The organism is Pseudomonas sp. ICMP 561, from assembly GCF_002699985.1.
Classification (GTDB): domain Bacteria; phylum Pseudomonadota; class Gammaproteobacteria; order Pseudomonadales; family Pseudomonadaceae; genus Aquipseudomonas; species Aquipseudomonas quasicaspiana.
This window is the reverse complement of sequence record NZ_LKBT01000005.1, coordinates 60,277-77,468: the sequence shown is the minus strand read 5'-3', so window position 1 is coordinate 77,468 and position 17,192 is coordinate 60,277. Positions and strand designations below refer to the sequence as shown.

The following is a 17,192-nucleotide window of genomic DNA, read 5'->3' as shown; positions in this document are numbered from 1 at the left end:
GAATTCATTCGCGAAGGGGACGTTACATCCGCAGCCCGTGTATCGACATAAACACCGCTGTTCAGTCAATCAACAGCAATGCTTTGACAGCCAACCAATTCAACAGGTTAGAATCCGTTGGCACGGTGACTGCATGGTCATAACGTACTGCCCTTCTTTTCTTATCGACTTTTCTGCATGGAGAAACGCCCTTGGATGCCACGACCATCAACAGCCTGTTCTTGATCGGCGCGTTGCTGGTGGGTGCAAGCATTCTGGTCAGTTCGATTTCGTCACGTCTGGGCATCCCTATCCTGGTGATCATCCTGGCGGTCGGCATGGTCGCGGGCGTGGATGGCGGCGGGATTATTTTCGACAACTACGCCACCGCGTATCTGGTGGGCAACCTTGCGCTGGCAGTCATTCTGCTTGATGGCGGCTTGCGAACGCGGGTCTCCAGTTTCCGGGTGGCGCTGTGGCCCGCGCTGTCGCTGGCAACCATCGGAGTCCTTATTACGACGGCTCTGACAGGCATGGTCGCAGCCTGGCTGTTTAATCTGAACATGATTCAGGGCTTGTTGATCGGCGCTATCGTCGGATCAACGGACGCGGCGGCGGTGTTCTCCCTGTTAGGCGGCAAAGGCCTGAATGAGCGAGTAACCGCCAGCCTTGAAATCGAATCCGGCAGTAACGACCCGATGGCGGTGTTCCTCACCGTGACCCTGATCGGCATGCTCGCCAATGGCCAGACCAATCTGGAATGGAGTCTGCTGGCCCATCTCATTCGCGAATTCGGTATCGGCGGCGTGATTGGTCTGGGCGGTGGCTGGCTCATGTTGCAGTTGGTCAACCGCATTAATCTGGCGACCGGGCTGTATCCGATTCTCGTGATTTCTGGCGGTTTGGCGGTGTTTGCCCTGACCAACGCCATCCACGGCAGCGGTTTTCTGGCGGTTTACCTGTGTGGGCTGGTGATGGGCAACCGTCCGATTCGCAGCCGTCACGGTATTTTGCACATGCTTGATGGCATGGCCTGGCTGGCGCAGATCGGTATGTTTCTGGTCTTGGGCCTGCTGGTCACGCCTCACGATCTACTGCCGATTGCGATCCCGGCACTGGGCCTGGCGCTGTGGATGATCCTCGTCGCACGCCCGCTTTCGGTCATGGTAGGGCTGCTGCCGTTCAAAGCCTTCCACGGACGTGAAAAGGCGTTTATTGCCTGGGTGGGCTTGCGCGGTGCAGTACCAATCATTCTGGCGGTGTTCCCACTGATGGCCAACCTGCCCAATGCACAGCTGTACTTCAATCTGGCGTTCTTTATCGTGCTGGTTTCGCTGTTGGTACAGGGCACCAGCCTGCCGTGGGTGGCCAAGCTGCTCAAAGTGACTGTCCCGCCCGAGCCTGCGCCGATTTCCCGCGCACCTCTGGAAGTCCACGTCACCAGCGAGTGGGAGTTGTTCGTATACCGTCTCGGTGCAGAAAAGTGGTGTATCGGTGCCGCCCTGCGCGAACTGAAAATGCCCGCAGGCACGCGCATCGCCGCCCTGTTCCGCGGCCAGCAACTGCTTCACCCGTCGGGCAGTACAACACTGGAAGTCGATGACCTGCTGTGTGTCATCGGCCACGAACATGACCTGCCCGCCTTGGGCAAACTGTTCAGCCAGGCGCCTCAACGCGGCCTGGACCTGCGTTTCTTCGGCGACTTCGTACTGGAGGGCGACGCTCAACTGAGCGCAGTTGCCGCCTTGTACGGTCTGAAACTGGACGGTCAGGACGGCAACATGCCGCTGAGCCAGTTCATTGTGCAGAAGAATCGTGGCGAGCCGATTGTTGGCGATCAGATCGAATGGAATGGAACTATTTGGACAGTTGCTGTGATGGAGGGGAACAAGATCCTCAAAGTCGGCGTCAGATTCCCGGAAGGAAGCAACCCAGGTCCTGGTTTGTTCCTCTAAACTGCCCTTCTATTCGATCAGCTCGACCGGTGTCTATGTTGCCCCTGCGTAATTTCTTTGCTGCCATCCTGCTCGGCTTTTGCCTCTCGTCTTTCCCGGTACTGGCTGCCGATCCACCCACGCGCGAGGCCGTGCAGCAGAGCCTGGACAAGATCGCCGACCGCAAACTGCCCGATGCAGACCAAAAAGCCCTGCAGCAGGTGCTGGAACAGACCCTGGGCTTTATCGACAGCAAAAGCGATAACGAGAAAAAGCTCACTGCGCTCAAGCAGCAACTGAACGACGCGCAGAAGCAGATCTCGGAAAACCAGCGGGAACTGACGCGCCTCAAAGGCAGCAAAATCATCCCCGTCGCCCAGCGCTACGGCAGTCTTGACGTGCCGCAGCTGGAAAACATGCTGAGCGAGCGCAGTACCCTGCAAGGTGAGTTGCAAAAAGCCTTGAGCGATGCCAGCAGCATGGTCATTACTGCCCAGACTCGTCCTGAACGCGCCCAAGCTGAAATCAGTAACAACCAGAACCGCATCCAGCAAATCAACAGCATTCTCAAGCTGGGTAAAGACAACGGTAAAACCCTCAGCGCTGAACAACGTACTCAGCTCAATGCTGAGCTGGCGTCAATCAATGCCTTGAATGTATTGCGCCGTCAGGAACTGGCAGGCAACAGCCAGTTGCAGGATCTGGGCAACAGCCAGCATGACCTGCTGGTAGAGAAAGTCAGCCGTCAGGAGCAGGAAATTCAGGAACTGCAAAACCTGATCAACGAAAAGCGCCGCGCCCAGTCCCAGCAGACGGTGACGCAACTGTCTCTGGAAGCGCAGAAAGCCGGGAGCAGCAGCCTGCTGGCGACCGAAAGCGCCGCCAACCTCAAGCTCTCCGACTACTTACTGCGCGGCACCGATCGCCTCAACGAACTGACCCAACAGAACCTCAAGACCAAACAACAGCTGGATAACCTGACCCAGACTGATCAGGCGCTGGACGAGCAGATCAACGTGCTGCGCGGCAGCCTGTTGCTGTCGAAGATTCTCTACAAACAGAAGCAATCGCTGCCACATCTGCAACTGGACAAAGGCCTGGCAGACGAAATCGCCGACATCCGCCTGTATCAGTTCGAGGTCAATCAGCAGCGTGAGGCGATGAGCAGCCCGGTGGCCTACGTTGAAAAGCTGCTGGCTACTCAGCAGCCAGCGGACATCACTCCACAGTTGCGCAAAACCTTGCTGGACCTGGCCGTGACCCGCAGCGATCTGCTTGAACGTCTGAACCGCGAACTCAGCGCGCTGCTCAATGAATCCATCACCTTGCAGCTCAATCAGAAGCAGTTGGTCAGCACCGCCATCAGCCTGCGCGAGACGCTGGATGAGCAGATGTTCTGGATCCCCAGCAACAAGCCCCTCGATGTGGAGTGGTTCCAGGGCATCTGGCCACGTCTGCAAAAACAGGTGGCGACGCTGCCGATAGCCTCCAGCGCCAGCGAGCTGAGTGATGGCCTGACCCAGCGCCCCTTGTTATTCCTGCCGCTGCTGCTGTTGATCGGCGTGCTGACGTGGAGACGCAAAGCGCTCTACAACAAACTCAACAAGCTGCATGCCGATATCGGCCACTTCAAACGTGACAGCCAGTTGCAGACGCCGCTGGCGATTCTGATCAATATCCTGCTGGCAATGCCGGTTGCCTTGGCGCTGGCCTTGTGTGGTTATGCCCTGCAAATTGACGCACGCGGGCAAAACGCCAACCTGGGCGAAGCACTGCTGCAAATCGCACTGGCGTGGCTGGTGTTCTACACCGCCTACCGGATCCTTGCGCCGGGCGGCGTGGCACAACTACATTTCCGCTGGGAAAAGGCGCAGGTCGAATTCCTTCAGGGCTGGATGCGCAAGCTTGGCCTGGTCGTACTGGCGCTGGTCGCGGTTGTGGCGGTGGCCGAACATCAACCTGCCGCACTCGCCGACGACGTGCTGGGCATTGGCGTGGTACTGACCTGCTATGCGCTGATGGCATGGTTGCTTGGCCGTCTGCTGCTGACCAGCCCAAGCAATCACAACGCTTCGCTGTTCCGCAAAACCATGGGCATGGCGTTTACTGCGCTGCCTATCGCCCTGTTTGTCGCGGTGTGCTTCGGCTACTACTACACCGCGCTGAAACTCAGTGATCGTCTGATCGACACCTTGTACCTGATGATGCTCTGGCTCGTGATCGAGGCAGCGTTCGTGCGCGGTCTGAGCGTTGCTGCACGACGTCTGGCCTATCAGCGGGCACTGGCCAAGCGTCAGGCAGCCAAAGAAGCGGGCGATGGTGATGCGGTGGTCGAAGAGCCGACGCTCGACATCGAACAGGTCAACCAGCAATCGCTGCGCCTGATTCGTCTGGCACTGCTGGCCGGGTTCGTGGCGGCGCTGTACTGGGTGTGGTCGGATCTGATCACCGTGTTCTCGTACCTGGACAACATCACCCTGTACGAATACACCAGCGGCACTGGCGCCACCATGAGCATGGTGCCGATCAGTCTCGGCGACATGATCGGCGCGCTGGTGATCATTGGCATTACGTTCGTGTTGGCGGGTAACCTGCCCGGCTTGCTGGAAGTGCTGGTGTTGTCACGCTTGAGCCTTGCCCAGGGCAGTGCTTATGCGACCACCACCCTGCTCTCTTACGCCATTGCCGGTATCGGCTTCGTGTCGACGCTATCGGCGCTCGGCGTGAGCTGGGACAAGCTGCAATGGCTGGTAGCGGCGTTGTCGGTGGGCCTTGGTTTCGGGATGCAGGAGATCTTCGCGAACTTTATCTCGGGCATCATGATCCTGTTTGAGCGTCCGGTGCGGATTGGCGACACCATCACCATCGGCAACCTGTCGGGTACGGTCAGCAAAATCCGCATCCGCGCCACGACCATTACCGACTTTGACCGCAAGGACATTATTGTCCCGAACAAGACGTTCATTACCGGGCAACTGATCAACTGGTCGCTGACCGACACCATCACTCGTGTGACTCTAAAACTCGGCGTGGATTACGGCTCTGACCTGGATCTGGTTCGCACGTTACTGCTCAAGGCTGCCCGGGATAACCCGCGCGTGCTCAAGGATCCGGAGCCGATTGTGTACTTCCTGAATTTCGGCGAAAGCACGCTGGATCACGAGCTGCGCATGCACGTGCGCGATCTCGGCGACCGCAATCCGGTGCTCGACGAGATCAACCGCTTCATCAACAAAGAGTTCAAGAAGCAGCACATCAACATCTCGTTCCGGCAGATGGAGGTCTACCTCAAGAACCTGCAAGGCCAGGAATACAAGCTGGTGCCGACGGACGAAGAGCCAAAGCCGACCGGCCCGCTCAAGCTTGAATCTGCGGAGCCGGTGAAACCTGCGCCGAAGGATCAGCCGGAGCCGCCAGAGCTGCGGCTGGATTAAAGCAAATACCGACCCGTTGGAGCGAGGCTTGCCCGCGAACCTGGCGCCTCGGTAGGCCAGACAAATCGCATTATCGTTCTTCGCGGGCAAGCCTCGCTCCAACAAACCTGGGAGCGCTGGACGCATCCGGACCAACCCAGCAGAATGCTCGGACATTCTGCTGGAGAAGGCCTGTGAAAGCCCTCGACGAACTCACCTTCGACAATCGTTTTGCTCGCCTGGGCGATGCGTTCTCCACTTCGGTTCTGCCTGAACCCATTGCCGAGCCCCGGCTGGTAGTCGCCAGCGATGCCGCACTGGCACTGCTTGACCTTGATCCCGCCCAGGCCGAACTGCCGTTGTTCGCTGAAATCTTCAGCGGGCACAAACTCTGGGCCGATGCCGATCCACGGGCGATGGTCTATTCAGGTCATCAATTCGGCTCCTACAACCCGCGCTTGGGCGACGGTCGAGGATTGCTGCTGGGCGAGGTGTATAACGCGGCTGGCGAACACTGGGACCTGCATCTCAAAGGCGCCGGGCAGACGCCCTACTCCCGAATGGGCGACGGGCGCGCGGTGTTGCGCTCATCGATCCGCGAGTTTCTGGCCTCTGAAGCACTGTACGCGTTGGGTATTCCGAGCAGTCGCGCAGGTTGCGTCATCGGCTCCAGCACGCCGGTATGGCGCGAGAAACAGGAACGCGCCGCGATGGTGCTGCGTCTGGCACAAAGTCATGTGCGCTTTGGCAGCTTCGAATACTTCTACTACACCAAGCAACCTGAGCAGCTAAAGGAACTGGGCGAACACGTGCTGGCGATGCACTTCCCGCAATGTCTGGAACAGACCGAGCCGTACCTGGCAATGTTCAAGGAGATTGTCGAGCGCAACGCCGAGCTGATCGCCAAATGGCAAGCCTACGGCTTCTGCCACGGGGTGATGAACACCGACAACATGTCGATTCTGGGCATCACTTTCGATTTCGGGCCGTTCGCGTTTCTTGATGACTTCGACCAGAACTTCATCTGCAACCACTCCGATCATGAAGGCCGCTATGCCTTCAGCAATCAGGTACCCATTGCCCAATGGAACCTCAGCGCGTTGGCTCAGGCATTGACGCCATTCATCAGCGTCGACGCCTTGCGCGAGACCATAGGGCTGTTTCTGCCGCTCTATGAGGCCCACTATCAGGACCTGATGCGCCGTCGTCTGGGCTTGACCAGCGCCGAAAACGACGACGGAGAACTGATCAGCGGATTACTCAAACTGATGCAGAACAGCGGCATCGATTACACACTGTTCTTCCGCCGCCTCGGTAACGACCCCGCCGCACAGGCATTGCAGTTACTGCGTGACGACTTCGTCGACATCAAAGGCTTCGACAACTGGGCCGAACGCTATCTGGCGCGGATCAGTCGCGAGGACAACGGCACCGACCAGCAACGCCAGACGCGTATGCACGCGGTCAACCCGCTCTACATACTGCGCAACTATCTGGCACAACAAGCCATCGACGCCGCCGAGAACGGCGACTACGAAGAAGTACGCCGCCTGCATAAAGTGCTCAGTGATCCGTTCAACGAGCAGCCGGGCATGGCTGGCTACGCCCAGCGTCCACCTGATTGGGGGAAGCATCTGGAGATCAGTTGTTCGTCTTGATTGCAGGCTGTGGTTGAGCTGACGCTGGCGTGTCAACGCCCACCAAGGGCGACACGCCTTGCGTCGTAGCTTTGTTGCCCTTGCCAAAGGCGTATTTGTACTTGGCCATGACCTCAAACAGGGTCAGAACGCGGAACTCCTTTTCCTTGGCAGGGGCTGGGCCACTTTGCTCAGTCACCAGACGCGCGAGTCGCGTTTCGTAGTTATCAGGGTATTGAACTTGCTCGATGAGTGGCAGGGTCCTGTAGTGGGACAGTATCTCAGCATAGAATTTGGGCGTTCGGCCATTGTTAGCGGCAGACTCCTGTCGCTCCGGCCCCCAGAGTGATTTGTTCCATTTGTCTTCAATACTGTTCACAGCACTACGAGCCGCATTTCTTTCGTGCAGCGTGTAGGGGCCGTATTCATCGTAGATGATCAGATTCAACTGATCCCTGGAAAGACTAGCAAAAGGGTTTTTCGCCTGGAGGTTACCTAACATATAACGACCTGCATATTCTGTGGCTTGCCGAGCTCTTTCCAGTAATTCCGGGTCAGTCGTATCGGGATACTCGGTAACATAGCCAGTTTCATCTGATCGCCAACCGTATTCAACCAAACCTGTCCGGATTCGGATGCTCTCAATTCCTAGTTGATGACGATCCATGCTTTTATCCCGAGTCTCTGCGCGGGCAGCGCTTTCTGCCAGTTGGCGAGAGAGTATGGATAACGTTGGCTGAGTTCTCGTTGTATCAGAAGCGACGGAGGTTGTTTTCTGCACAGCCGTCGAGGAAACGTTATTAATCTGCGAAGTTTTGCCGACTGCGGCACTTGCGCTGGAGACAGCGTTAATCATGGATTGACCTCTAAGCTGACTAAGCGATGAAGATCAGTTAACTTTGTTTGCGGCAGGAAGCGGCTTAAGAGCCGTCACAGCTGGCTGTACGGCTTCGACAATATTCTTTACAGCTTCGGGTTTATTCTTAGCCGGTACCGGCTGCTCTTTTTTCTTTTCTGGCAACTGAATACCCGCGAGGATTTCGTATAAGTTCAACGTTCGCTCACTGGACTTGCGCGAACCGCCGTGTTCCGTGATGCTGGTTTCAAGCCGACTTTCATAACCTTTATCGTAGCGAGCGCGCTCAATGGCGGGCAGGGCTTTGTAATGTTCGAGGCATTCGGTCATGAACTTGGGATTCTTGCCGCAGTTGCTATATTCCTGTCCTGCACGGGCTATTGATCCTGCTCGCCATTGTTGCTCCAGACTCGAACTGCGCGACCAGGCGGCCTGTCTTTCATTGACCGTGTACGAGCCTTTGTCGTCGTACGCAATAAGAACCGCCTGCTCAAGGGTTAGGTCCGCAAATGGGTTTTTCGCAGTAGGGTCCTGGGCCACAGATTTATTGACGTAGATCGTCGCCAACCTGGCTCGCTCAATCAGCACGGGATCGTCGGTCTTCGGCACTTCTGCGTCGTGCCGGGCTTTGTTGACAACGTACGACTCACCCAAAATATGATCTACCGTTTTTTTCGCAAATTCTCCCAATTGCTCACGCGTCATGCTCTTCTCGCGGGCTTCAGCACGTACAGCACTTTCACCGAGTTGGCGAGAGAGCGTAGAGACGCTGGCGGTATCCGTTTTACTTGAGATGTCCTGGACGGGCTTATCAATGCCGGTGGTATTAGAGTACCCGCTCTTGATAGTGGAGCTTGTAGCTATTGGGGAAGAAGACAGATTAACATTAGAAACCATACAAACTCTCCAACGGTTAATAATAAAACCCAAACAAAAACCAACACAAAGAAAGAACCACACATGTGATCACTCAGACAGCCACCATTAAAACCAACACCAACGGCGCAAGAACATAAATTTTTTCATTAAAATACCTTAAATAAAAATCAAACTTGCTTTGTTTTTAAACTTGAGAAAACGGTAGCGCCTTACAAAAAAACTTACAACTATCCAAACGACTACATCACAGGCAATAGCCCGTAACCACTGGACAAAGCAGCCTTATAAAAAGCAAATTTTCAGAGGAATCTTTATTTACTGTAAGAAACACCCTACAGCAGGGGCTAATATGACGGCGTTTTTATAACTATGTAACGCGCAGAACAGGGAGGGAATAAACGAAGCACAGTCAGTAAAGCGCGATCATTATTGGGGCCGGATAGCCTCTATCCACTCCACAGTTTTCGTCATTCAGAAAAGCGTCAGAGGCAGTTCCCCCACTTAAAAAAACACATCAGCAGGAACGCCAAACCGCTCGGACAGGTAACGTATCTGACGCACATTGAGCTGCCGCTTGCCGCTCAAGATTTCAGAAATGACCGATTGGGTTCCGACTTCAGGCAAATCTCCTTGATTCAACCCGTGCTCACCCATCAGGTACCGCAGAGTCTCAACGCCTGAAACCGTAGGCATGGGGCGATGTTTGTGGTCATAAGCCTCAATGAAGTCGCCAACCAGAAGCACAAGACTGTTTAGCGGGTGTGACTCATCATCGCCGATAAGGGCTAACAATTCGTCCAGCGAATCCACCAGCGCATCGTAATCGGCTTCGTCCTGAGGCCTTCGCAATAGAGGAGAGACAAAAGGCCAATGTTCTGCCGCCTGCTTGATGAGAGCGCTCATGATTAATCCTTCCACTTACCTTTGTCATACTCGGAGTGATCGAGTACGTGCTTAATGTAGATCCGCTGTGCTGAATAACTAACCCACGCGATCAGTCTTAGCTTGTTGCCGCCGATATCAAAAACATGCAGCGGGCCGACCTTGTCGATGCTTGGGAAAATCGCCCTCATGGCTGCAAAGTCTGTGGGACGGCATGCTTTAACCAATCGGTACCATGCGTCCAACGCGCTGGCAGATCGCGGCCATTTCTCCTTCGCTTCCCATATCCGCTTTTCAGTGATTACCCGCATCAGCCATCCCAAGTCGTATTTCACGAGAGGATGTTAATCACGAAATCAGATATCGCAAACTGCGATACTCAAAAATAGACCAATCCTACAGCTCAAGCAACCACCGCAACCCCATCGCCACATGCTGCTCGGTACTGTCGATCAACGGCAGCGGGCTTTTTACTCCCTCAAGCAACAATCCGATTTCGGTACAGCCCAGAATTGCCGCCTCCGCGCCCTGATCGCGAAACTGCTCAAGCACATTCAGGTAGTGGTCCCGTGCCGGTTGATTGAATTGGCCCAGGCACAATTCGGCGAAGATCACTCGGTCGATCTCGATCATGCTTTGAGCATCAGGCAACAGGACTTCGATACCGAAGCGTTCGGCGAGACGGTTGCGGTAGAAGTCTTCCTGCATGGTGAAGCGCGTGCCCAGCAGTGCGGCACGGGATACACCGCTGGCTTGCAGAGCCTGGCCCACCGCATCGCCGATGTGCAGCAGCGGGATGTCTACCGCAGCCTCAATGGTGAGTGCGACTTTGTGCATGGTGTTCGTGGCCAGCAACAGCGCGCCTGCACCGGCTCGCTGCAAGCCCTGCGCAACCTGTGCCAGTTGCTCACCTGCAACATGCCACTCACCGGTTTTTTGCAACGCAGCAATGCCTGCGAAGTCGACTGAATGCAGGAGAACCGGCGCGGAATGCAGGCCGCCGAGTGCGTCACGAACACCTTCGTTGAGCAACTTGTAGTAAGTGGCCGTGGATTCCCAGCTCATGCCGCCTATAACGCCGAGGGTTTTCATGCTTTGCTCCGTCACTGAACCGTTGAACCCAGCCTAGGGGCATTAATCACCCCAAACCAGTTACAGCCAGGCGGGAACCGAGCAGTACAATCTGCACGTCATTAGATTTTGGAGGCCTCATGTCAGAACCGATGCTGATCCCCTGCCCGCATTGCAACGGGCTTAATCGAATCCCCAATGAGCGCTTGGGCGACCAGCCCAAATGTGGCCGCTGCAAGCAACAGGTGTTGCTGCGCGCGCCGTTCAACCTCACCCAAGGTGATTACGCCAGCCAGATCAAAGGCGACTTGCCACTGTTGGTGGACGTCTGGGCCGAGTGGTGCGGTCCGTGTAAGTCCTTCGCGCCGATCTTCGAACAGGCGGCCGGTGAATTGGCTGGACGCTGTCGACTGGCCAAGCTGGACAGTGAGGCTAACCCGCAGTTGTCAGGACAGTTGGGTATTCGGTCGATCCCCAGCCTGATTCTGTTCCGCAATGGTCAGGAAGTTGCCCGTCAAAGCGGTGCTTTCCCGTTGCAGCAATTACTGGCGTGGTTGAAAAGCCAGGGCATCTGAGTCGTTCCGGGGAAGCCTGTGCGTTCGCTTTGCTGATTTTTCCGTAGGGCCTTTCCGAAACAGCGATTTGTCGCTCCCGACTTCGTTATTCAGACCTAGGATTTGCTTCCGACTCGCTTAACGGAAGTACATCCATGTCATACGTAGTCAGGGAAGACGATCCAACCACGACCGGTGGATTTGTATTGAGTGCATCGGCGACTCAACTCATGGACCTGCGCAGACTCGCGCGGATGGGCGACCCGGTGTGGTGTCCGGCCTGCGAGACCGTTGGCTACATCGCTCAGGGCAACCCGACGTTCATTGATGAATACATTGCCGTTGCAACGCACGGTCATAACGTCAAGTGCGAGTGCGACGTTGGCAGTCATCAGTTGATCGCGACCCAGCAAACCCTGGCGGCAGACATGGATGCAGCCATTGATATCCCCAAGGGCCTGGCCAAACGGGCGCGGCTGGTGGTGGACAAGATGAATGCTGCAGTGAAGGAGGGAATAAGGCCCTGCGACCTTCGCTCAGCAAGCAAAACGTAGTCGCTCAGACCAATACACTTTCTGTAGGAGCTGCCGAAGGCTGCGATGGTGGTCTGTCTGACACTCCGCTTCGCGACCGTCGTAACCTCCGATGGCTCCTACAAGTCATGACTGCCAATGCATCAAACTAAGCATTGGTCTCCAACCAATGATGCAGCTCCACGAACTGCTGAGTCAGTTTGTGGCGCGGCTCAAGGTAGATCAGGGGTTTGCTGGCCTCGTGCGATTCACGCATCTTCACCGAGGCGTTCAAATACACCGGCAATACAGGCAACCCCTCGGCGATAAGCTCGTCAAGCATCTGCTGCGGCAGGCTGGCGCGTGGCTGGAACTGGTTGACGATGATCCCTTCTACTTGCAGGTCTTCGTTGTGATCTTCCCGCAGCTCTTCAACTTCCTTGATCAGGCCGTACAGCGCCTGACGCGAGAAGCTGTCGCAATCGAAAGGGATCAACACTCGATCAGCGGCGATCAGCGCCGAAACCGCATAAAAATTGAGCGCTGGCGGCGTATCCAGGTAAATCCGCTCATAGTCCTCGCTCAGTTCGTCCAGCAACTTTCTGAGCTTGTTGATCTTGTGTTTGGCTTCCAGCTTGGGCTGCAGATCCGCCAATTCCGGGGTCGCGGTCACGACATGCAGGTTGTCGAAAGGTGTTTCATAGATATCGACGTGATTTTTCTTCGCAAAAGGCGCGGACGACAGGGTCTGCTTGAAGAATTCCGCGATGCCCATGGGGATGTCATCCCCCGTCAGACCGGTAAGGTACTGAGTCGAATTGGCCTGCGCATCAAGATCGATCAATAGCGTCCGATACCCTTCATGAGCACTGACCGCTGCCAGGTTGCAGGCGATGCTGGACTTGCCAACGCCACCCTTCTGATTGAAAACCACCCGACGCATGAGTTGACCTCCGTGATGCCTGGATTGAGTACAGGGAAATGGTTGGTGACTGGAGTCTATGCAATGCACGTTACAACGGCGAGCGCTTCAACCACACACGACAAAATCCCACCGGAAAAGTGTCAAATTTCGACATATTTGTTTTTAACAAATTGCTACTGTTCACCCTCATCGGGATAATGCCCGACGTTTGACCGGAAACAAGCGAGTTCCGGGCAGATCGCCAGCGATATCGCAGTAAGCAGTAGCCCGCAGGGGCGGGAAGATAATCCATTGATCACGTTCAACATCGCACAATGGCGCGCCTGGGCACCGGGGTTGACTCACGTCGACGACTGGCAGCAATGGAGTCGGCATCCGACACCTTTGCAGCGTAGCGATGAGGCTCCTGATGTGTCGTTCCTGCCTGCCATGCAGCGCCGCCGCCTGGGTCGTCTGGCCCGCATGGCATTTGCCGTGGGCTGGCCGCTGGCTGATGGCCACGAGCGGCTGCCGCTGGTCTTTGTCTCGCGCCACGGTGAAACACCACGCACCTTCGAAATTCTGCGTGATGTCGCTGATAGCCAGCCCTTGTCGCCGACCCAGTTCAGCCTGTCCGTGCACAACGCGGTCATTGGCTTGTGGTCGATCATGCGCGGTGAAACCAGCGAAATGACGGCTCTGGCTGCGGCGGGCGACGGTCTGGAGCATGGCGCGTTCGAAGCGGCCGCACTGTTGGCAGAAGGTGCCCCTGCGGTGCTGCTGATCGTGACCGAAGAACAGCCGCCCCTCGCCTATGCAGACTGGATAAACGACGTGCCCTTCCCGTACGCCGTTGGCCTGCTGCTGACCCCGGGAACGGACTGGCAGTTGACCTTGCAGCCGGCCAGCGCAGAGGAACTGCCTTGTAGCGAATGGCCCCACGCGCTGAATCTGCTGCGAACGCTCAACACTGAACAACACACTTGCCGACACGCCTGGAAGAACCGGTTATGGAACTGGCAACGCAACCACTGAAAAAGCGTCAGGACGCCTATTACTGGCGCCTGTTCGCTACCGCGATGTGCTTTGCCCTGTTCGGGTTGGGCGGGCTGTGCCTGCGCTTGCTGTATTTCCCGCTACTGCGCTGCTTGCCAGGCGATCAGGCTAAAAAGCGCCAGCGGGCCAGGCGCACCATTAGCCGCCTGTTCTGGGTGTTCATCCAGCGTATGGCGAGAAACGGCGTACTGACTTACGAAATAGAAGGCGCAGAACGCCTGGGTCGCCCAGGCCAGATGATCATCGCCAATCACCCGTCACTGATTGATGTGGTGTTTCTGATCGGGCTGGTGCGCGACGCCAACTGCGTCGTCAAACACAGCCTGTGGGAAAACCCCTTTACCTGTGGACCGGTGCGTTCCACCGGTTACATCAGCAACGACGGCAGCGCCGAGATGCTCGACACCGCCGCTGACGCCCTGCGCGATGGCCAGACCCTGATCGTATTCCCGGAAGGCACCCGGACACAGCCCGGTTGCGCGCCGCAATTTCATCGCGGCGCGGCGGCCATTGCCTTGCGTGGTGCCTCGGTGATCACTCCGGTCGTCATTCAGGTCAGCCCGACGACGCTGACCAAGGCCGAACCCTGGTATCGCATCCCTTTACGGCGTGTGCACTTCAGTTTGCGCGTTGGCGCCGATATAGACCCACAAGCCTTTGCTGCGCTAGGCCCGGCGCCTGTTGCGTCGCGCAAGCTCAACGACCACCTGCATCACTACTTCATCAGGGAGCTCGCCTTGGATGAGCGTTCTACATCAAGACATTAAGCAGCTGATCATCGACGCCCTGGGCCTCGAAGACATCAGCACTCACGACATTGGCAACGACCAGATCCTCTTCGGTGAGGGGCTGGGTCTTGATTCCGTAGATGCCCTGGAACTGGGGCTGGCGATCCAGAAGCGTTACGGCATCAAGATCGATGCGGACGCCAAAGACACCCGTGACCATTTCACCAGCGTCGACAGCCTTGCGGCTTTTGTCAGCGCACGACAAGCGGCCTGAGGATTTGACATGCAAACCCGTGAAGACATCTTCGAAATCCTGCGCGACGCGCTGGTAGAGCTGTTCGAACTTGAGCCTGAGCGAGTCACTCTGCAAGCCAATCTTTATCAGGATCTGGAAATTGACAGCATTGACGCCGTGGACCTGATCGACCACATCAAACGCAAGACCGGCACCAAAATCGCTGCCGAAGAGTTCAAGGCGGTACGCACCGTCAACGACGTCGTCGAGGCGGTTTACCGTCTAGCCAACACCGCAGCATGAAGCGGCTGATCGGTCTGGGTCTATTGCTGGCGGGCGTGCTGTACCCGTTCGCGGTTTACTACGGCACCGAACACTTCGCGCCCTGGCAGTTTGCGTTGCTGCTGGGTGTCTTGTGGCTGGGACGCGCGCTGACCGCGCGCAAGCGGCCCGCCACACTGATCACGGCACTGATCGCCATTGGCTTCTGCCTGCTGCTGGGTCTGCTCGACAGCGCTGAATTGCTGCGTTGGTACCCGGTATTGATCAGCGCCTCAATGCTGAGCCTGTTTGGCATGAGCCTGGTTTACGGCCCTCCGATCGTCGAACGCATGGCGCGTTTGGGTAATCCGCAATTGTCGGAAAAGGCTATCCGCTACACACGCCAGGTCACGGTGGTGTGGTGCTGTTTTTTTCTGGCCAACGGACTGATCGCAGCGGGTTTGACACTCTGGGCTCCGCTGTCCTGGTGGGCGTTGTACACCGGACTTGTTTCATACGGATTGATGGGCCTGCTGTTTGCAGGCGAATGGCTGGTCCGCCGCCGAGTCAGAGGCGCGGCATGAAATGGAATGCATGAACCGGATGGTTGTTGACTGGATTAAACCCGAACGCCTGTTGCTGGACCCGCAGTCAGCCCGTGAGCTGACGCAGGCTCCGGCGCTAAGCCACGAGCAATTCTGCGAGCAGGCACTGAGCGTCGCGGCGGGCCTGCAAGCACAAGGCATCAAGCGACTGGCCGTGCATCTGGAAGATGCTGGCGAGCTTGCAGTTGCGCTATTTGCAGCCTGGCGCGCGGGCATCAGCGTATTGCTGCCCGCCGACCTGCAAGCCCAGACCCGCGAGCGCTGGTCCGGTCATGTAGATGCCTGGCTGACTGATTTACCCGGTGATCGCAAGCTGCATGAACTGCACGCCGAGCCATTGCCGCCTGCGCTGCTGGATCTGGATGAATGCTGCCTGAGCCTTTGTACTTCCGGCTCCAGCGGGGAACCCAAGCTGATCGAAAAGCACTTGCGGCAACTGGCCAATGAAGTCGATGCGCTGGAACAGCTGTGGGGCGCAGAACTGGGCGCGGCCTGCATCATCGGCAGCGTGGCGACTCAGCACATCTATGGTTTGCTGTTTCGCGTGCTGTGGCCTTTGAGCGCGGGTCGTTGCTTCGTTCGCAAACAGCTGCCCTTCCCGGAAGACTTGCAGCGCGCCAGTCGCGAATTCCCGCATTTCGCCTGGGTGGCCAGCCCCGCATTGCTCAAGCGCATGGGCGACAACCTCGACTGGCCGAGTCTGGGCAAGGTGCGCCGGGTGTTTTCCTCTGGCGGCGCACTGCCTGCAGAGGCATCTGCAAGCCTGCATCAGCGCCTGGGCCAGTGGCCGACTGAAATTCTGGGCAGCTCGGAAACCGGCGGTATCGGCTGGCGTCAGGGTGACAACCTCTGGCAGGCCTTCTCCGGCGTGGAACTGGGCCAGGATGCCGACGGTGCCTTGCGCATCAGCTCGACCTATATGCCGACAGGTCACATCGAACAAACCGCCGATGCAGTGCGCATGGCCGACGACGGTCGTTTTGAACTGCTTGGCCGGCTGGATCGCATCGTCAAACTCGAAGAGAAGCGCATCTCCCTGCCGCTATTGGAGCAGGCACTGGTCAGCCATGAATGGGTCAGTGAAGCGCGTCTCGGCGTGGTGCAGGAGAATCGTGCCTCGCTGGGCGCATTGGTGGTGCTCAGCGCGGCAGGCTTACACGCCCTGCGCAATCAGGGCCGACGCAATCTGACGCAAACCCTGCGCCAGCACTTGAGCGGCCATTGCGAAGCCATCGCCCTGCCCCGTCGCTGGCGCATGCTGCGTCAACTGCCGCTCAACGCACAGGGCAAACTGCCTCAAGCCGAGGCTCAGGCGCTGTTGATGGCTCCTCGCGGAAAAGAACCGGAAGTCCTGGCGCAACAGAACATTGATGGCGAGTGGCATCTGCAATTGAGCGTGCCGCCGGATCTGGCGTACTTCAGCGGGCACTTCCCAACAGCTCCGGTATTGCCGGGTGTGGTTCAAGTGAACTGGGCCATGGCGCTGGGTCAGCGCCTGCTCGATATGCCGCCGAAATTTGCCGGTATGGAAGTTCTCAAGTTTCAGCAACTGATCCGCCCCGGCGACCAGATCAGCCTGACCCTGCGCTTCGACGCCGAGCGCGGCAAGCTGTACTTTGCCTTCCGCAACGGCGACGCGCCGTGCTCCAGTGGCCGGATATTGCTGGAGGTGGGGGATGTTTGATT

The 17,192-nt window shown here is 57.1% G+C and carries 17 protein-coding genes; 11 read left to right on the top strand and 6 right to left on the bottom strand.

Going from position 1 to position 17,192, the window contains the following annotated elements:
• The first annotated feature begins 191 nt into the window (after nucleotides 1–191).
• From AO242_RS05950 to selO, 3 genes are all read left to right on the top strand, one after another.
• The gene (locus tag AO242_RS05950; RefSeq protein ID WP_099268041.1) at nucleotides 192–1,934 is read left to right on the top strand and encodes a potassium/proton antiporter; all 1,743 of its coding nucleotides are present in this window, start codon (nucleotides 192–194) and stop codon (nucleotides 1,932–1,934) included.
• Nucleotides 1,935–1,969: 35 nt separating this feature from the next.
• Entirely contained in the window at nucleotides 1,970–5,347 is a 3,378-nt protein-coding gene (gene mscK, locus AO242_RS05945; protein ID WP_099268040.1) for a mechanosensitive channel MscK, read from the top strand.
• A gap of 173 nt (nucleotides 5,348–5,520) precedes the next feature.
• A complete protein-coding gene (gene selO, locus AO242_RS05940) occupies nucleotides 5,521–6,984 on the top strand; it encodes a protein adenylyltransferase SelO (RefSeq protein WP_099268039.1) in 1,464 nt (487 codons plus the stop codon).
• On the opposite strand, the gene AO242_RS05935 is transcribed toward selO, so the two are convergent.
• From AO242_RS05935 to AO242_RS05915, 5 genes are all read right to left on the bottom strand, one after another.
• Entirely contained in the window at nucleotides 6,968–7,819 is an 852-nt protein-coding gene (locus AO242_RS05935; protein ID WP_141562186.1) for a hypothetical protein, read from the bottom strand. The genes selO and AO242_RS05935 overlap by 17 nt on opposite strands.
• A gap of 33 nt (nucleotides 7,820–7,852) precedes the next feature.
• Nucleotides 7,853–8,716 (bottom strand): hypothetical protein, encoded by an 864-nt coding sequence (locus AO242_RS05930; RefSeq protein ID WP_099268037.1) that lies wholly within the window; start codon nucleotides 8,714–8,716, stop codon nucleotides 7,853–7,855.
• 483 nt (nucleotides 8,717–9,199) lie between these two features.
• Nucleotides 9,200–9,601: a helix-turn-helix domain-containing protein gene (locus AO242_RS05925; protein ID WP_099268036.1), complete on the bottom strand. Its 402-nt coding sequence runs from the start codon at nucleotides 9,599–9,601 to the stop codon at nucleotides 9,200–9,202.
• A gap of 2 nt (nucleotides 9,602–9,603) precedes the next feature.
• On the bottom strand, nucleotides 9,604–9,891 hold the full coding sequence (locus AO242_RS05920) for a type II toxin-antitoxin system HigB family toxin (RefSeq protein WP_099268035.1): 288 nt from the start codon (nucleotides 9,889–9,891) through the stop codon (nucleotides 9,604–9,606).
• An 85-nt stretch (nucleotides 9,892–9,976) separates the two neighbouring features.
• Nucleotides 9,977–10,672, bottom strand: a complete 696-nt coding sequence (locus AO242_RS05915; protein WP_099268034.1) for an aspartate/glutamate racemase family protein — start codon at nucleotides 10,670–10,672, stop codon at nucleotides 9,977–9,979.
• A 119-nt stretch (nucleotides 10,673–10,791) separates the two neighbouring features.
• Between AO242_RS05915 and trxC the strand changes: the two genes are divergently transcribed.
• Nucleotides 10,792–11,226: a thioredoxin TrxC gene (gene trxC / locus AO242_RS05910; protein ID WP_099268033.1), complete on the top strand. Its 435-nt coding sequence runs from the start codon at nucleotides 10,792–10,794 to the stop codon at nucleotides 11,224–11,226.
• A 134-nt stretch (nucleotides 11,227–11,360) separates the two neighbouring features.
• Complete coding sequence (locus tag AO242_RS05905) at nucleotides 11,361–11,759, top strand: PAAR domain-containing protein (RefSeq protein WP_099268032.1); 399 nt, start codon at nucleotides 11,361–11,363, stop codon at nucleotides 11,757–11,759.
• Nucleotides 11,760–11,886: 127 nt separating this feature from the next.
• On the opposite strand, the gene AO242_RS05900 is transcribed toward AO242_RS05905, so the two are convergent.
• Complete coding sequence (locus AO242_RS05900; RefSeq protein WP_099268031.1) at nucleotides 11,887–12,660, bottom strand: ParA family protein; 774 nt, start codon at nucleotides 12,658–12,660, stop codon at nucleotides 11,887–11,889.
• 273 nt (nucleotides 12,661–12,933) lie between these two features.
• On the opposite strand from AO242_RS05900, the gene AO242_RS05895 reads away from it, so the two are divergent.
• From AO242_RS05895 to AO242_RS05870, 6 genes are read left to right on the top strand one after another with little or no spacing between them, the layout of a single operon-like run.
• Entirely contained in the window at nucleotides 12,934–13,656 is a 723-nt protein-coding gene (locus tag AO242_RS05895; protein WP_099268030.1) for a beta-ketoacyl synthase chain length factor, read from the top strand.
• Complete coding sequence (locus AO242_RS05890; RefSeq protein WP_027901953.1) at nucleotides 13,632–14,444, top strand: lysophospholipid acyltransferase family protein; 813 nt, start codon at nucleotides 13,632–13,634, stop codon at nucleotides 14,442–14,444. Before AO242_RS05895 ends, AO242_RS05890 begins: the two co-directional genes overlap by 25 nt.
• On the top strand, nucleotides 14,419–14,679 hold the full coding sequence (locus AO242_RS05885; protein WP_027901954.1) for a phosphopantetheine-binding protein: 261 nt from the start codon (nucleotides 14,419–14,421) through the stop codon (nucleotides 14,677–14,679). The genes AO242_RS05890 and AO242_RS05885 overlap by 26 nt, the downstream gene beginning before the upstream one ends.
• 9 nt (nucleotides 14,680–14,688) lie before the next feature.
• Nucleotides 14,689–14,943, top strand: coding sequence for an acyl carrier protein (locus AO242_RS05880; RefSeq protein WP_027901955.1), 255 nt, complete (start codon nucleotides 14,689–14,691; stop codon nucleotides 14,941–14,943).
• Nucleotides 14,940–15,485, top strand: a complete 546-nt coding sequence (locus AO242_RS05875; protein WP_099268029.1) for a hypothetical protein — start codon at nucleotides 14,940–14,942, stop codon at nucleotides 15,483–15,485. The genes AO242_RS05880 and AO242_RS05875 overlap by 4 nt, the downstream gene beginning before the upstream one ends.
• Nucleotides 15,486–15,504: 19 nt before the next feature.
• Nucleotides 15,505–17,190: an AMP-binding protein gene (locus AO242_RS05870; protein ID WP_373562197.1), complete on the top strand. Its 1,686-nt coding sequence runs from the start codon at nucleotides 15,505–15,507 to the stop codon at nucleotides 17,188–17,190.
• Nucleotides 17,191–17,192 lie beyond the last annotated feature (2 nt).

Bases quoted from the DNA above. Each gene is read 5' to 3' on its own strand.
- AO242_RS05915 (WP_099268034.1), bottom strand. From the start codon at position 10,672: ATGAAAACCCTCGGCGTTATAGGCGGCATGAGCTGGGAATCCACGGCC.
- AO242_RS05890 (WP_027901953.1), top strand. From the start codon at position 13,632: ATGGAACTGGCAACGCAACCACTGAAAAAGCGTCAGGACGCCTATTAC.
- AO242_RS05880 (WP_027901955.1), top strand. From the start codon at position 14,689: ATGCAAACCCGTGAAGACATCTTCGAAATCCTGCGCGACGCGCTGGTA.
- trxC (WP_099268033.1), top strand. From the start codon at position 10,792: ATGTCAGAACCGATGCTGATCCCCTGCCCGCATTGCAACGGGCTTAAT.
- AO242_RS05900 (WP_099268031.1), bottom strand. From the start codon at position 12,660: ATGCGTCGGGTGGTTTTCAATCAGAAGGGTGGCGTTGGCAAGTCCAGC.
- AO242_RS05875 (WP_099268029.1), top strand. From the start codon at position 14,940: ATGAAGCGGCTGATCGGTCTGGGTCTATTGCTGGCGGGCGTGCTGTAC.
- mscK (WP_099268040.1), top strand. From the start codon at position 1,970: ATGTTGCCCCTGCGTAATTTCTTTGCTGCCATCCTGCTCGGCTTTTGC.
- AO242_RS05905 (WP_099268032.1), top strand. From the start codon at position 11,361: ATGTCATACGTAGTCAGGGAAGACGATCCAACCACGACCGGTGGATTT.
- AO242_RS05870 (WP_373562197.1), top strand. From the start codon at position 15,505: ATGGTTGTTGACTGGATTAAACCCGAACGCCTGTTGCTGGACCCGCAG.
- AO242_RS05930 (WP_099268037.1), bottom strand. From the start codon at position 8,716: ATGGTTTCTAATGTTAATCTGTCTTCTTCCCCAATAGCTACAAGCTCC.
- AO242_RS05935 (WP_141562186.1), bottom strand. From the start codon at position 7,819: ATGATTAACGCTGTCTCCAGCGCAAGTGCCGCAGTCGGCAAAACTTCG.
- AO242_RS05885 (WP_027901954.1), top strand. From the start codon at position 14,419: ATGAGCGTTCTACATCAAGACATTAAGCAGCTGATCATCGACGCCCTG.
- AO242_RS05925 (WP_099268036.1), bottom strand. From the start codon at position 9,601: ATGAGCGCTCTCATCAAGCAGGCGGCAGAACATTGGCCTTTTGTCTCT.
- AO242_RS05920 (WP_099268035.1), bottom strand. From the start codon at position 9,891: ATGCGGGTAATCACTGAAAAGCGGATATGGGAAGCGAAGGAGAAATGG.